Below are 14,718 nucleotides of genomic sequence, written 5' to 3'. Positions count from 1 at the left end.
GGGGGGGGGGCAGCCGATAGTGAGGGCTACTGGAAGTCCTGAATGATTTCGTCGATAAGTGGCTGTGCGGCCTCGGCGCCAATATTCGCGAAAACGAACTCTTGGTAGATGCGGTTATCCTCGTCGATAACCATAACGAAAGGGGACCCCTTGCTGATGCCGCTAAATGCGTGCTTGCCGGGTAGCTCGTATGGTGCGTAGTTTTCGACGGACTCAGCCTTTTCGTTAATGCGCTCGACAGTGGCCGGGTCCTCGGCCGTACTGAGCATTGCGGTGCCACCGTCGCCAACTGCCATTACGCAGGTGAAGCCATGTACGCTCTCGCTGCCAAAAATGACGGGTTTAGAGTCATCCGACTCGACGCAGCTGCCAATCGCCTCCTTAATTGCATCAGGTGTGAAGTTTTGGATCGACTCAGGCAGTGCAGAGGCGCCCATGAAACCCGAGGTGCTTCCAGGGGCCTCCGGCGATTCCGTGGCAGGGGAAGTGGAGGGGACAGTCGGCGCTGGCGACGGTTCGGGGTTGCTTGAGCATGCGCTAATCAGGAAAAGCGAGCTGGCAGCAATAACAACGCCCGCAGTCTGCGCGGACTTCAACAGTGAATGCATGCCAGTTATCGTAGGGCAGCTCATCTTTGGGTGTAAATTTCTCGGAAGTGGCAGCGATCCGAGCGGCGCCCTCGTAGGTGGCGGGGTGCGGCTAGCCGGTGGTTCCCTTTTAAGTCAGAGTAGACTCAACCAGCGTGATGAGTTTTCCACGCCGCCGCAAAGTAGTTCCTGCCCGCACCGAGGGAGAATTGGATGCGATGCAAGCGGCCGGCGAGATTGTCGGTCGTGCATTGCTAGCCTGCCGAGACGCCGCTAAGCCAGGGGTCACCACGGCAGATCTCAATGAGATTGCGCACCAGGTCATTATCGATGCTGGCGCAACGCCGTCCTTCCTTGGCTATGAAGGCTTCCCGGCATCTGTCTGCGCATCAGTGAACGAAGTGATTGTCCACGGCATTCCGTCTTCGTCTACGGTTCTCGCCGATGGTGATTTAGTCTCAATTGACTGTGGCGCAATCCTGGATGGCTGGCACGGCGATTCGGCACTTACTTTCGGCGTCGGAAAGCTGAGTGACGATGTCGAAAAACTGAACATTGCGACATCAGAGGTCCTCGCCGAAGGTATTAAGGCCATGGTGCCGGGCGCTCGCCTCACCGATATTTCGTATGCGCTTGAAATGGCCACCCGTGAGGCTGAACTGCGCCACGATATTGAACTCGGCATCGTCGATGGGTACGGCGGGCACGGTATTGGGCGTGAGATGCACATGGACCCCTTCCTTCCCAACGAAGGCAAAGCTGGAAAGGGTCCCCGCATCGTCGAAGGCTCCGTATTGGCCATTGAACCGATGCTCATTCTCGGCGGCGAGTGGGGGAGTGATGAGCTTGACGACGGCTGGACGGTCGTCAGCGCCGATAGAATGCCGGCCTCCCATTGGGAGCACACAGTTGCCGCCACAGCGGACGGCCCCCGTATTTTGACTCCTCGAAATGAATAACTAGTGCGGGAGGGGCTACGCGAAAGGTCAGAATGTCGCCATAAAGGCTGCGATGAATTCTGAACGCGGAGAGAGAGTCCGCCTGCCATCGCTTGCAGGCGGTCCCATAGTGGTCGTATTTGGTAAAAACGCAGGTCGCGTGTAAAGTTGGGCGATGGTGTGGGCGCAGTGTCGCTGCAGTGATGATTATCCCTGCACGGAACTGCTAAAACACCAGGCAGAGTAGAGATTTCCCAACTGGTGCCGGGATTGTCCCGGGTATCCGCCAGAGAGACGTGGAGGACATGGCTAAAAAGGAAGGCGCAATTGAGGTTGAGGGTCGCGTCGTCGAACCCTTGCCGAACGCGATGTTCCGAGTGGAGCTGGACAACGGGCACAAGGTGCTCGCCCATATCAGTGGCAAGATGCGCCAGCACTACATCCGTATTCTCCCGGAAGACCGAGTCGTAGTGGAGCTTTCTCCGTACGATCTCGAGCGTGGGCGAATCGTCTACCGCTACAAGTAAATCGACCTGACCACTGTTGGTAGTGGTTATGGGCTTATTTACTAACTAGACAGAAACTCCACCGTCCTAGCTGCTTCTGGTGACGGCCGCGTGATGTTGAGACCGGGTGTCTCAGCAGATTAGCGCGGCGGTTCTTTATGAAAGCTTTTCCACAGAAGTAAGCGAGAATACCTCCGGCAACGGTGGCTGGAGCCTTTCTATAACACTTGCGCGACTCGGCGTCCGACCGAGTAAGCCGGGTCTGGGAAGGATGGCAGTGGAGTAAACCACCGCATCAACCGGAAGGAAATTGCCGTATGGCACGCCTTGCTGGAGTTGACCTGCCACGCAACAAGCGTATGGAGGTCGCTCTTACCTACATCTATGGCATCGGCCCCGCCCGTGCCAATGAGCTGCTGGAGAAGACCGGCATCTCTCCGGATCTGCGCACCGACGCTCTCACCGATGAGCAGGTTGCTGCGCTGCGTGACGTGATTGAAGCTACCTGGAAGGTCGAGGGTGACCTCCGCCGCCAGGTTCAGGCTGATATCCGCCGCAAGATTGAGATTGGTTCCTACCAGGGTCTGCGCCACCGTCGTGGCCTGCCAGTCCGTGGTCAGCGCACCAAGACCAACGCTCGTACGCGTAAGGGTCCGAAGAAGACGATCGCCGGAAAGAAGAAGTAAAACATGGCAGCTCCGAAGTCCGCACGCGGCCGTCGTACCGGCCGTCGCGTTGTAAAGAAGAACGTGGCTCAGGGCCACGCATACATCAAGTCCACCTTCAACAACACCATCGTGTCCATCACGGACCCGAAGGGCGCTGTTATCTCGTGGGCCTCCTCTGGTCACGTCGGTTTCAAGGGCTCTCGTAAGTCCACTCCGTTCGCTGCTCAGATGGCCGCCGAGAACGCTGCTCGTAAGGCCATGGAGCACGGTATGAAGAAGGTTGACGTTTTCGTTAAGGGTCCGGGTTCGGGCCGCGAAACCGCCATCCGTTCCCTCCAGGCCGCTGGCCTTGAGGTGTCCTCGATCTCGGATGTGACCCCTCAGCCGCACAACGGCTGCCGTCCGCCGAAGCGTCGTCGCGTCTAGGAATAGGGTAAGGAGAGAACAGAAATGGCCCGTTATACCGGTCCCGCAACCCGTAAGTCCCGTCGTCTCCGCGTCGACCTCGTCGGTGGCGACATGAACTTTGAGCGTCGTCCCTACCCTCCGGGGCAGGCTGGCCGCGCTCGTATCAAGGAGTCGGAGTACCTGCTCCAGCTCCAGGAGAAGCAGAAGGCACGTTTCACCTACGGCGTGATGGAGAAGCAGTTCCGTCGCTACTACGCTGAGGCTCACCGTCGTCCGGGCAAGACTGGCGATAACCTCGTCGTCCTGCTGGAGTCGCGTCTCGACAACGTTGTCTACCGCGCTGGTCTGGCTCGTACCCGTCGCCAGGCTCGTCAGCTGGTTTCCCACGGCCACTTCACCGTTAACGGTAAGAAGATCAACGTGCCGTCCTTCCAGGTAAGCCAGTACGACATCATCGACGTGCGCCCGAAGTCGCAGAAGATGATTTGGTTCGAAGAGGCACAGGAGAACCTGGTCGACGCTGTCGTCCCGGCATGGCTTCAGGTTGTTCCTGAGTCCCTGCGCATCCTCGTGCACCAGACCCCGGAACGCGCACAGATCGACATTCCGCTTCAGGAACAGCTGATCGTCGAGTTCTACTCGAAGTAATAACCAACTTCGCTTGCATCCATTCATTCCCTATGGCGTCATATAGCGGTCGCCACCTGGAGGATTTTCGAAAATGCTCATTTCCCAGCGCCCAACGCTGACTGAGGACTACATTGATTCCTCTCGCTCCCGGTTCGTTATCGAGCCGCTGGAGCCGGGTTTCGGTTACACCCTCGGTAACTCCCTTCGTCGTACGTTGCTGTCGTCCATTCCGGGCGCTGCAGTCACCAGCATCCGCATTGACGGTGTGCTGCACGAGTTCACCACTATCCCGGGCGTGAAGGAAGATGTCTCCGATATCATCCTGAACATCAAGGGTCTGGTGCTCTCGAGCGAGTTCGATGAGCCGGCTACCGTTTACCTGCGTCGCGAAGGTGCAGGCGCGGTGACCGCTGCAGACATTGAGTGCCCAGCTGGTGTGGAGATTCATAACCCGGACCACCACATCGCTACTCTCAATGATTCCGGTCGCTTGGATATTGAGATGATCGTTGAGCGTGGTCGTGGCTACGTGCCGGCGACCCCGAACTCCGGTGGCGAAATCGGCCGCATTCCGATGGACCAGATTTACTCGCCAGTTCTGAAGGTCAGCTACAAGGTGGAGGCTACTCGTGTTGAGCAGCGCACCGACTTTGACAAGCTGATCATCGATGTCGAGACCAAGAACTCGATCACCGCCCGCGACGCGATGGCGTCGGCAGGCAAGACTCTGGTTGAGCTGTTCGGTCTGGCACGTGAGCTGAACGAGGCTGCTGAGGGCATCGAGATTGGCCCGAGCCCGCGCGAGGCTGAGGATGTCGCTGCGTACCAGACTCCGATTGAGGATCTGGACTTCTCTATGCGCTCCTACAACTGCCTCAAGCGTGAGGAGATCCACACTGTCGGTGAGCTCGCTGCTCGTACCGAGTCGGATCTGCTGGATATCCGCAACTTCGGTGACAAGTCCATCAATGAGGTCAAGGAGAAGCTCGCTGAGCTTGGCCTCGCTCTGAAGGATTCCCCGAACAACTTCGACCCGGCTGCTGTCGCTGATTTGGACGCTGCCTCGGGCGATGACGCTGACTGGACTGATGGCGCAAGCGCTGGCTACGACGAGTAGTTCACCGACGCGACTTCATTAAAACGAGGAGATACCTATGCCTACCCCTAAGCAGGGTTCCCGTCTCGGCGGCTCCGCTTCGCACCAGAAGAAGATTCTGGCCAACCTCGCGAAGCAGCTCATCGAGCACGGCAAGATTAAGACCACCGACACCAAGGCCAAGCTGCTGCGTCCGTACGTTGAGAAGCTGATCACCAAGGCAAAGCGCGGCACTCTCGCAGATCGCCGCAACGTTGCAAAGCTGCTTAACGACAACTACGCAGTTAAGAAGCTGTTCGACGAGATTGGTCCGCAGTTCGCTGATCGCGACGGCGGCTACACCCGCATCATCAAGCTGGGTAACCGCAAGGGCGACAATGCCCCGATCTCTCTGATTGCTCTGGTTGAGGAAGAGACCGCAACTGCTGAGGCAACTCGCGCAACTCGCGCTGCTGCTTCCAAGCAGGCTGAAGAGGCAAAGGCCGAAGAGGCTGAGGCTACTGAGGCTGAGGCTGCAGAGGAGGAGTAATTCCCCTCGCTGACGGCTTCTGACCGTCACAGCTTTGAACCCCCGTTGAGCAGTTCATATCTGAACGCTCTTCCGGGGGTTCTTTGTGCTTGACGACGGTGCATAGCGCCCGACTCCAGTTCTGCCTCCGGTTACACCGACGGATTACGCACCAACATTGAGAGCAATACGGAGACCCTGCGGTGGAAACTGCTGATTATCTAATCCGGGGTCCCGGCTACAATCTGTTAACCGTGACATCACTTACTCCAACGACTCCGGATACCCCGTGCGATTCTCCCGATCGAGCCGCTATGGGGAGCACCGACTCCGACCTGGTTCGGTTGCGTTTTGACATTGCCTATGACGGGACCGATTTCCATGGTTGGGCTGCTCAGCGCGATAAGCCTACTGGAGAACCGGTGCGGACTGTGCAGGCGACGTTGGAATCCACTTTGGAGAAGGTGTTGCGCACTCCCGTGCAACTGACTGTGGCCGGTCGTACAGATGCCGGTGTTCATGCCTCCGGGCAGGTGGCTCACGCAGATGTTCCTGTCTCCTGTTTAGACACACGTTCTATCGCAGGGGACCCGAGTAATTTGGTTCGTCGTGTAGCGCGACTATTGCCCGCGGACGTGACGCTTCGGGGCACCTCGTTTGCGCCCCCGGGTTTCGATGCCCGCTTTTCCGCGTTACGTCGGCACTATGTCTATCGCGTCACTAGTTGCGTCAGTGGCCCGCTTCCTACCCGTGCTCGCGATACGGCCCACTGGCGGCGGTCAGTGGACATCAACCGCATGCAGGTGGCGGCTGATGCCCTACTGGGGCTCAATGACTTTGCCGCTTTTTGTCGACACAAGCCACATGCGACGACCACTAGAGATCTACAGCGGTTCCAGTGGTTCGACGTATCTACGCGGGAAGAACCAGAGCTGTACGAGGCCCATGTGACTGCCGACGCGTTCTGCTGGTCTATGGTGCGCTCACTGGTTGGGGCCTGCCTTAGTGTCGGTGAGGGGCGACGTGCGGTTGGATTCACTGAACAGTTGTTGAGTGAAGGGAAGCGTTCCCCGTTGGTCCCGGTGGCAGAGGCGCGTGGGCTCAGCCTGGTAGGTGTTGATTACCCCGGCGATGCTGATTTGGCGGCCAGGGCGGAGCAGACCCGCGAGCGTCGTGATGCCCGGACAGATGGGGACGAGGCTTAAATGTACAAGCTCTCGGTAATATTCCCTGAAGAAAGTGACCGTAGGAGGAGTGTTCGGTAGTGGTGTGGGCAATTGTTAGCTTGGTTGCGCTGCTCGTAATCCCCGGCGCTGTTGTAGTGAGAGCCAGCGGCGTTCGTACTCCGTGGGCGCTGGCCCTCGGTCCTGCGGTGACGTTTGGTATCGCAGGTACCGCAGGGTGGGCGCTCGGCGCTATCGAAGTGCGCTTCACCTTGGTCAGTGCGTCTATCTGCTGGGCCGTGACACTACTTCTCGCGCTTTGCTGGAGTGGCGGCAGCGCTTTGATTCGGCGGCGGCGCGGTAGTGTCGATCGCTCAGTGTCGGCCGAGACGCAGCCGCCCGCCGCAAGTCGATGGCGCGAGTTGGGCTATGGGCTAATCGCAAGTATCGGAGTCATCATCGCAGCGGCGGTTCTCACGTGGACCGCTATCGGCCGCATCGCTTCAATGTCCGAGGGGATGGCGACCATCCAGCAAGGCTGGGACACACTCTGGCATGCAAGTGTGCTCCGTTCGATTACGGAAGACGGCATGGCCTCGGCCACTAGAATGGGCGAGATTCAGAATGTGGAAACTCAGGCGGTGTCCTACTATCCCGCCGCATGGCATGCGTTCGGTGCGCTTTGGATATTGATTGTCCGTCTACCAATCACCGAGGCGGTCAATTACCTCGGCATTATCATTCCGGCCGTGACCATACCCACGGCGGCTGCGGCGCTGACCTGGCGAATTATTGATCGCCGAAAGCTGTCCACCGCCGTTGCTGCGGGGGTTGCGGCGCTTGTTTCCGCAGCGCTTCCGGTATTGATGCCCGTCGGGGTCTTCGTGGGGGCCTGGCCGTACCAGGTCTCGATTGCGCTAGCGATTACCGTTTTTGCCTTTGTTACGTCGCTCCCACACGCACCTCAGCGCATCTTGAGCGCTGCGCTTTCGATAATCGGTATCGGAGAGCTCCATCCGGCATCGGTGCCTACAGTCGTTATGCTCGGTGCAATTTGGTGGTTGTGCTACCGCCTGCCGCGTCCCGCGCATCCTGAACTGGGTGCGGTTCGCGCCAAGCTTTACGACGTCGCGGTGATTGCAGCCGCCTTTGTGCCAGCAGTGGCAGTACTACTGCCGCAGTGGCTTACGGGAACTTCTCAGACCGAGGATGTGCGCGCGGTTAGCGCTGAAGTAGACGACCTCGATCGTTTCGATGCGTGGTATCGAGGCGCCACAATGCTGACCCGCCACACTGAGGAATTCCGGCCGTTCTGGCCAATCATCATCCTCGGTTTCATCGGGATGGCGTTTTTGGTTTTCGCGGATACTTCGCGCCGACGGGTGTGGGTAGTACCGGCCTGGTTTGTTTCGGTGTTGATGACGACCCACGCGCTCAATCATTTTGGTGGCGTGCCGGGCGATATTCTCGCGCTGTATACGGATCTTCACTATTCGACGCCTCACCGGTTGGTGATGGTCACCGCGTACCTGTATTCCGCGCTTGCGGGTATCGCCGTTGCGTGGGGCTGCGCGTGGGCGGCTCGAATTAGTGAGTCAAAAGTGCCATCGACGGGGCGAGTTCTGGGGTTGAGCTTAGCGACGGTGAGCTCTGCTGTACTTGTGGTCTATGGAGTGGCGTCTAATGCTAGCGCTGCGGATTTCGCCTACAAGAGCCCTAGGGAATGGCAAATCATTTCCAAGGCTGACTTAAAGGCATTTGATTGGTTGGCCGAGCAGCCGGAGGCACATAAGTACCGCACGTTTACCAATCCGCCGGAGGGGTCCAGCTGGATGTACGCTCGCAATGACTTGCCGGTAGTGTTCCCGCACTATGATTGGCCAGTGGCGAATAAGTGGACTGCTACCTCAATGCTGTATTGGCACGCTGATTACCTCGGTTTTCCAGACCCCGATCGGCCGGATGGGGTGAACGATGTCGATCGCTCAGCCCGAAAGCTGAACGTGGGATTCATCTATTTGTCACCCCCGGGTATTTGGGATTCCAAGGAGGATTTAGAGTTTCCTGGTGAAGGGCTCTGGGTAGCTCCAGGGGTAACCCCTGTTTATCGAGATAGGGAAGTAACTATCTTCGCCTTCAATGACGTGATTACGCCAGAACGCATCGACGAGATGCGAGCTAGTTCTCCGGAAGTAATTCCTCCCTCGGCTACTAGGGGATGGAGCGATGGTCGGGTAGGTTAGGACACCATGCGGATGAATAAATTTATGGCAACGATCGCAGCCGGTGTGATGATGACTTTCGCGCTGGCCGGATGTGGAGACGACGAGCCGGCTAAGCCGGAAGTCTCGAATCGCTCCGTCAGTTCTTCCGCAAAGACTAAATCCTCGACTCCGCCGAAGCCGACTGAAGAGTCGACGACACCGACAAAATCAGAGACGCCGACGGAAACTCCTGCAATCACCCAGGTCAATGATGCGGATTACACCCCGGCGGACGGCCCAAATACTCGACTCTTTCAGTTGGAGGATGGCACGACACGCTGCTTCCTCAACGATCTGAGCGGTGACGCCTACTTGGCCTGCCAGGTGAATCTTGCCAATCCTCCGATGGTCGATGACGGCACGGGAAACAAGGTTCCCGCCAATGCTGTGTCCTGGAACCCGGGGGGAGTTACTTACGAGGTCCTTACGTTCCCGCCGGCGGGTGAGATGAAGACGCTGCCAGCGAATTCTCAGTTGAGCGCATTCGGTTACAACTGCGCGGCCTATGGCCCGTCTACTCTGGAGTGCTCGGGACCAGCGGGCGCTGCCACTATCGACAATGGCAATGTCACTGGTGCACAGATGCCGAAGGAGGATGTGCCTCCTGCAGCAGGCGGTCAGCCGGGTGGCCAAGAAAATGGCGCTCCGAATGACCCGGCGCAGCAGGGGGAGCCTGACGGCTCCCAGGCGCCGGGCGGTCTGCCAGATTTGGGTGCGTTGATTCCGGGACTAAACCGCTAGTTGCCCGCATAGCTAGTGGCTGCAATTCATCGGTAGTGCGGGCGGTAGATAGCGTCCAGGTGAATTCGCCCATCGCCAGTCGAGGGCACGAAGCTGGCATTTCCGCTGCTGCTGCCGTGGGCGAACCTGTACGACTGACCTCGATGATTCTCGCGATTCCAGTACACAGGTCGGGCTCATACTCTTCGACAACAACCACATCGACGGTGTCGTCTCCAGCTCGAGCGAGAAGTACTGCGCCCAGATCAAGAGCCACAGTATAGAAATGTGGACGGGACGTGCGAATCCCGACTCGATAGCCGAGCGAGAGCATTCCGATGAGCAGCTCACAAATGTCCTGATTGCCGCAGTCGACCTCCAATCGGGGGACGTTCGCGGGACACATTGTGATGGTTTGTCCACTGCTCCCGGCTCCTATGACCTGCGCCGGACCATTAGTGATAGCGATGTCACGTTGTCGGCTTAACCACAGGTGCGGTTTGCGTCCCAACGCCGCCACATGATGAGAGCGTCCAGTGCGGCGCAGCTGCACGACCTCCGCAGAGCTCTCAGTCAGAGCACATTCCGGTGCCGTCAATCGCCGTGCGCGAATACCAAGGGTTCCCAGCCGGTGGATGAGGAAGCGTAGGGCTTGGTCAGCGGAGGCTTCCACCGGAAGAGTTGCCACCAGATGTGTCCAGGGTTCAGGGGCTGTGCCGGAGCGCTCGGCTGCTCGGAAGTAGCGGTGCGCATGCTCTCCGCGGACTTCCGGCGCAATGTGATAAAAGCACAGCGCATCCAGGGTCACTGGGCTGTCGTCGGCAAGCGAGACGATATCCGCAGCGCTTAGCTGGCTGCGCAGGCCTGGCGTGAGACGTAGCCCGATGAGTTGTCCTGGTTCGGTGCGTCGCAGGCGGTCGCGAAGGCTGCGGCCGCGCACAGGGACATGCGCGCCTGCAGTGATGGTTATTGCTGTAATGAGCAGCCACAATGACAATGGCATGTGAAAATCCCCCCAATATGTTCCCCACTAAAATTCCCCTGGTCGCACAGTAGCGCGGCCTGGCTTACTCTGCAGGGTAGAGATTATTTGGGGGAATAGTTTTGGGGGAAACTCATGCCACGTACGCCGACTACGCCTAGCCAGGTCAGCGGTCATCGATTCTTGATTCGTCGGATTGAGCATGCGCTTGTGCGTGCGGATTCGCGAATGCTGCACGATCCTCTGCGCACGCGTACGCGAGCACTGTTTATCGGCTGTGCGCTGGTGGTTTTACTGGCCGCCGGCACTGCGGTGCTGTCGTTGGTGCGGCCGCAGGGCGGTTCGAGCTCCAATGAGCAGCTGATTGTCGTATCGGGGTCGGAGGGCCTGCATGTACGTGTCAATGGTCGATTGCATCCAGTCGCGAATCTCGCATCGGCGCGGTTAATTTTGGGCAATCCTGCTGAGCCGAAGCGGGTGCGCAGTAGCGAGTTGGACAAAGAGGACATCAGTTTTGCTGTCGGGATTGAGGGCGCACCAGCAGTTCCGGCCGCGCCGGCAGGCTCTGGTGCCTCGGGAGCTGCCAAGAGGGGCAGTGCAGGTGCGCCGGAGTTGGCACTGTCTTTATGCGAGCGGACGGTGCAAGACCTCGGGCAGCCGTGGATTGTTGCAGAGTCGCTTGCGCGTCTTGAAGAAGTCCGTGGGGAACCGCAGCAGCTTACCCGAACCCACTCGGACAGTGCCGTCGTTGCCGATGGCCAAAACCTCTGGCTGATTACGCAGGGCTACCGCTCGCGGCTGGATGTCAACCACCCGGAGCACGCCGCTGTTTCTCGAGCGCTGGGGTTGGAACGCGCCGCAGTCCGGCCTGTCAGCCCTGCGTTGCTCAGAACGATTCCGGAGGTTCCGATTCTGGCCGCGCCAGCAATCCCGAACCGCGGCGCACCCACGCACTTCGCCGCTCCATTCGACACAGTCGGCAATGTGGTTGAGGTCGGGCAGCGGCGCGTTATCGTGCTTGACGACGGTGCCGCGATTCTCTCCCCGGTGCTAGGAGAGCTATTAGCTGCGCATAGCCCAGTTCTGCAGGCCAGTGAGGGGCAGCTGGCTGCAGTTCCCGTTGCGAATGCACCAGCAGTCCCGGGACTACCTGAAAAGCCGTTGACGTTTGCCGATGCTGATGGCTGGTTGTGTGCCGGCCGGATAGCAGGACGACCGCAAGCTCTCGTGCAGTGGTCGCAGCATGCTCCGGAGGGACGGCACGTGGATTACCCGCATGCCGACGGGGCGGGTGCGGCCGTCGACGGTTTCGTGGATGGCCGCAGCCGTGAGCGTAGCTCGATTGCAGTAAGCGTAAATGGGGCTGTACACGTCATTTCGCCAGAGGGAATGCGCTTTGCTGTGCACGATCGCACGACGTTGGCCGCCCTAGGGTTTAATGCATCAACCAATGCCGATAGCGGTGGCACGCGACCGGTCGACTGGGAAGTGCTGGCCGCGTTGCGCGGAGGCCCTGAGCTGAGTAAGCAGGCGGCGCTAGGACCGCTGTCTGGGACGCGAGAGCAACCAGGCACCTAGGCCCAGTGCGCATATCAGGAGCAGTCCAGTCGCCCGGAGCGGTGCATTGCGCTCCTGCGAAGAAAGCAGATCCGGTGGAGCCGGTGCGGCCGCGGGATTGGCGTCGTGCTGCGCGGCAGTGTCCACCGTGGTCCAAATCAGAGCGTCATAAGGTGCAATGATGCCGCGACCAAGGCCGAGCCCGGAACTAATTGGGCTCGCGGAATTAAGGATGATGTCGCGAACCTGTGCTGGGGAAAGCTCTGGGTTTCGTGCCAGCAGTAGGGCAGCTGTGCCCGACACGGCTGGTGTGGCAAAGCTGGTGCCGGCAATCTGTTGAGCTCGGGTGTTATCCCCGGACCCGAACACGTGGCGGTCTATGAGACCGGTAGGGGTGCGCGGATCGGGGCCGAGTACGGGGCCGCCGGGAGCGGAAACATTGACCCATTGTCCTGTGATTGCATACTCCGCAGGTTGTGCTTGGCCAGCATCGTCGAACTGTACTGCTGATACTGCGATTACCTCCGGCAGGACTGCGGGCCACGCTACGGATCCGTCCTGACAGCTATCGCCCTTATTGCCTGCCGCTGCGACCACTACTGCGCCCGAGATTTCCGCGCGAGCGACGCTCTCGGCAACATCCGTTGCACCTTGGGGCATTACGCCTGCCGGGGCACACGATGTGAGCGAGATATTGATGACCCGCGCGCCCTCCGCGACGGCCCTGTCGATAGCTTGTGCCAGCGACTCCAAATTGCCTTCGCCATCGGCCGTTTGCCTTATCGACAACACGTGCGCGTCGGGCGCCAGTCCGGCGAAACCATCGGCACCGGGCCGACCTGCAATAATGCCGGCTACTAGAGTTCCGTGACCGTCGCAGTCTACGAACCCGCTGTTGCCGTCGACAAAATCGCCACCGTCGAGAACCTCGCCCAGGCGCTCATTGGGTGAGACCCCGGTATCGATTACCGCCACCGTAATCCCCGCACCCGTCGTCAGTTGCCATGCTTGGCGAAACCGAAGAGCTTTTTCGATCACCGTCGGTTCATGCAGTGCGCTTTCCGACGACAGCATCGTGGCCACGCAGTCCTGGCTGTTCTGGGCAGCCGCTATTGGTGCGATGCCCGACGGTGCTACTGCGGTGGCCGCCGTCAACGTCGAGATAAGCACTGTGGAAAGTGCGGCCGTGGCGGTGAGACGAGTTTTTATGGCATTCATGAAAAGTGGGTTTTTCACTGGAAGAACCCACTTACGAACTCAGGGAATTCGGCAATGATGGCCGCAATGGGCAAAAAAACGGCGATACTGCAGGCCTCGGTTAGCTCAGCTATGCGGCGCGTTGTAGGTGAGATGCGTGACGCGGGAAATGCGGCTAAGGCGGTGGCTGCAAGCATGGGGACGACCAGGCCAGCGGCGACTGGCCAATTGCCCTCGAACCACTGTTGAAAGGCGACGGCCACAATGACGGCAAGACCAGCTAAAGCAGTACAGGTGGAAGCTACTTTCCGGGCTTGGCCACGGGAGTGAATTGCACAAAAGACTATGACAGCAGCAGCCATGCCTAGAGGCCACCACTTGTTCGCATAGGCTCCGGAGAAAAGTACCACCAGGGTGAAGATGCTGAGACTTCCGGTGCCACTGCAGAGGATGCCATCGAGAATCCACCCCGCTCGCTTAGGTGCGTTGTGGGATATTTCGGGAGTTTCGCTGTCATCGAAGCTCTCGCCGGCGGCAGGGACTTTGGGTACGCGAATACCGGCAGCCTTGATAGCGATGGAAGGTGCCAGCAGTATCAGGATGACTGCACTAGTAGCGGTGAGCGCTCCTGATTGAACCGAGTTGTGGAAAAGTGCGACAGCCGCAGCGTAAATACCGAAGGTAACTGCAGCACTGAGACTCGTCGCGCCCAGGGTAACGGTGATGCGGTTGTCGCCGTCGCCGGTGTTGGAAATGAGAAAAATCAAACCGATGACGGCAAGCGCGACACTAATCGCAGCAGTCGGCGGCCAGTCGGTGAGTATGCGGTGTAGGTCGAGGCCAACGAAGCAGAGTCCCGAAGCGGTGCCCAGAATGAGCACTTGCAGCTCCAGGGACATGACAATCGCCGGTTTTGCGCTACGCAACAGAGCCAGGCGCAGTCCACCCGCTACTGCCAGCAGCGCGATGAAGCTGATTGCCGCGGCCAGTGTGGAATCGGTACTGCTCAAGCTCAGTGAGGCAGCTGCGATTGAAGCCGTGGCCACGAGGGCGGCGGTACAGCCAACAACCAAATCAGCCGTCCCGATACCGTCGGTATAGGTGGTGTCGGTAATAGCATCGGCGGCATCGAAGAGTCGAGGTTTGGGCACGGGACCTGGGTCGTTGATAACAACCAGGCGTTCGCCTGGTGCAATACCGGCATCGTTCAGGGTGTCGTCGGCAAGCAAAATCGTGCCAGTGGCGGTCCGTAGCTGCCACTGTGCCAGCGGGAAGTCCGCAATGTCGATATCGAAAATTTGCAGGATATCCGGTACAAGTGCGGCGATTGCGACGTTGGTCGGTAACGCAAGGTCTGCGTGTGCTCGGTTGGTGTCTTCGGGCATGTGTGCGGCATCAATGCGCACGCGAATGAGTTCCCCCAGCATGTATTTCCCCCATGAATTCTGCATGCTTTAGTCCCTCTAGAGTGTCGTACAACTCGCTAGAGCGCTA

The 14,718-nt window shown here is 59.1% G+C and carries 14 protein-coding genes; 10 read left to right on the top strand and 4 right to left on the bottom strand.

Features of this window, described 5'->3' with window-relative positions; genetic code table 11:
• Positions 1-26: 26 nt before the first annotated feature.
• The gene (locus HMPREF2920_RS02190) at positions 27-608 is read right to left on the bottom strand and encodes a hypothetical protein (protein ID WP_070601270.1); all 582 of its coding nucleotides are present in this window, start codon (positions 606-608) and stop codon (positions 27-29) included.
• Between the two features lie 137 nt (positions 609-745).
• Here HMPREF2920_RS02190 and map point away from each other — a divergent pair, with 137 nt between their 5' ends.
• The 9 genes from map (at position 746) to HMPREF2920_RS02145 (ending at position 8,747) form a co-directional block, all read left to right on the top strand.
• Entirely contained in the window at positions 746-1,546 is an 801-nt protein-coding gene (gene map / locus HMPREF2920_RS02185) for a type I methionyl aminopeptidase (protein ID WP_070429842.1), read from the top strand.
• A 284-nt stretch (positions 1,547-1,830) separates the two neighbouring features.
• Entirely contained in the window at positions 1,831-2,052 is a 222-nt protein-coding gene (gene infA, locus HMPREF2920_RS02180; protein WP_016422077.1) for a translation initiation factor IF-1, read from the top strand.
• A 296-nt stretch (positions 2,053-2,348) separates the two neighbouring features.
• The gene (gene rpsM, locus HMPREF2920_RS02175; RefSeq protein ID WP_005509836.1) at positions 2,349-2,717 is read left to right on the top strand and encodes a 30S ribosomal protein S13; all 369 of its coding nucleotides are present in this window, start codon (positions 2,349-2,351) and stop codon (positions 2,715-2,717) included.
• A 3-nt stretch (positions 2,718-2,720) separates the two neighbouring features.
• The gene (gene rpsK / locus HMPREF2920_RS02170; RefSeq protein WP_016422078.1) at positions 2,721-3,125 is read left to right on the top strand and encodes a 30S ribosomal protein S11; all 405 of its coding nucleotides are present in this window, start codon (positions 2,721-2,723) and stop codon (positions 3,123-3,125) included.
• Between the two features lie 24 nt (positions 3,126-3,149).
• Complete coding sequence (gene rpsD / locus HMPREF2920_RS02165; protein WP_005509964.1) at positions 3,150-3,755, top strand: 30S ribosomal protein S4; 606 nt, start codon at positions 3,150-3,152, stop codon at positions 3,753-3,755.
• 73 nt (positions 3,756-3,828) lie between these two features.
• Entirely contained in the window at positions 3,829-4,854 is a 1,026-nt protein-coding gene (locus HMPREF2920_RS02160; protein ID WP_016422079.1) for a DNA-directed RNA polymerase subunit alpha, read from the top strand.
• A gap of 37 nt (positions 4,855-4,891) precedes the next feature.
• A complete protein-coding gene (rplQ, locus tag HMPREF2920_RS02155; protein WP_016422080.1) occupies positions 4,892-5,362 on the top strand; it encodes a 50S ribosomal protein L17 in 471 nt (156 codons plus the stop codon).
• Positions 5,363-5,655: 293 nt separating this feature from the next.
• On the top strand, positions 5,656-6,546 hold the full coding sequence (locus HMPREF2920_RS02150; protein WP_042388414.1) for a tRNA pseudouridine synthase A: 891 nt from the start codon (positions 5,656-5,658) through the stop codon (positions 6,544-6,546).
• Between the two features lie 59 nt (positions 6,547-6,605).
• Entirely contained in the window at positions 6,606-8,747 is a 2,142-nt protein-coding gene (locus tag HMPREF2920_RS02145) for a DUF6541 family protein (RefSeq protein ID WP_016422082.1), read from the top strand.
• A 589-nt stretch (positions 8,748-9,336) separates the two neighbouring features.
• Here the strand turns inward: HMPREF2920_RS02145 and HMPREF2920_RS10560 are convergent.
• On the bottom strand, positions 9,337-10,491 hold the full coding sequence (locus HMPREF2920_RS10560; RefSeq protein ID WP_016422084.1) for a hypothetical protein: 1,155 nt from the start codon (positions 10,489-10,491) through the stop codon (positions 9,337-9,339).
• A gap of 114 nt (positions 10,492-10,605) precedes the next feature.
• Here HMPREF2920_RS10560 and eccB point away from each other — a divergent pair, with 114 nt between their 5' ends.
• Positions 10,606-12,048, top strand: coding sequence for a type VII secretion protein EccB (gene eccB, locus HMPREF2920_RS02135; protein WP_070601267.1), 1,443 nt, complete (start codon positions 10,606-10,608; stop codon positions 12,046-12,048).
• On the opposite strand, the gene mycP is transcribed toward eccB, so the two are convergent.
• Together mycP and eccD are read right to left on the bottom strand one after the other, a co-directional pair.
• On the bottom strand, positions 12,007-13,245 hold the full coding sequence (gene mycP, locus HMPREF2920_RS02130; protein WP_246821093.1) for a type VII secretion-associated serine protease mycosin: 1,239 nt from the start codon (positions 13,243-13,245) through the stop codon (positions 12,007-12,009). The two genes, eccB and mycP, sit on opposite strands and share 42 nt — an antisense overlap.
• A gap of 14 nt (positions 13,246-13,259) precedes the next feature.
• Entirely contained in the window at positions 13,260-14,675 is a 1,416-nt protein-coding gene (gene eccD, locus HMPREF2920_RS02125) for a type VII secretion integral membrane protein EccD (RefSeq protein ID WP_246821092.1), read from the bottom strand.
• Positions 14,676-14,718 lie beyond the last annotated feature (43 nt).

Source organism: Corynebacterium sp. HMSC075F02 (assembly GCF_001838335.1).
GTDB lineage: Bacteria > Actinomycetota > Actinomycetes > Mycobacteriales > Mycobacteriaceae > Corynebacterium > Corynebacterium jeikeium_D.
Note: the sequence above shows the minus strand (reverse complement) of the source record. Positions and strands in the feature narration are given on the sequence as shown.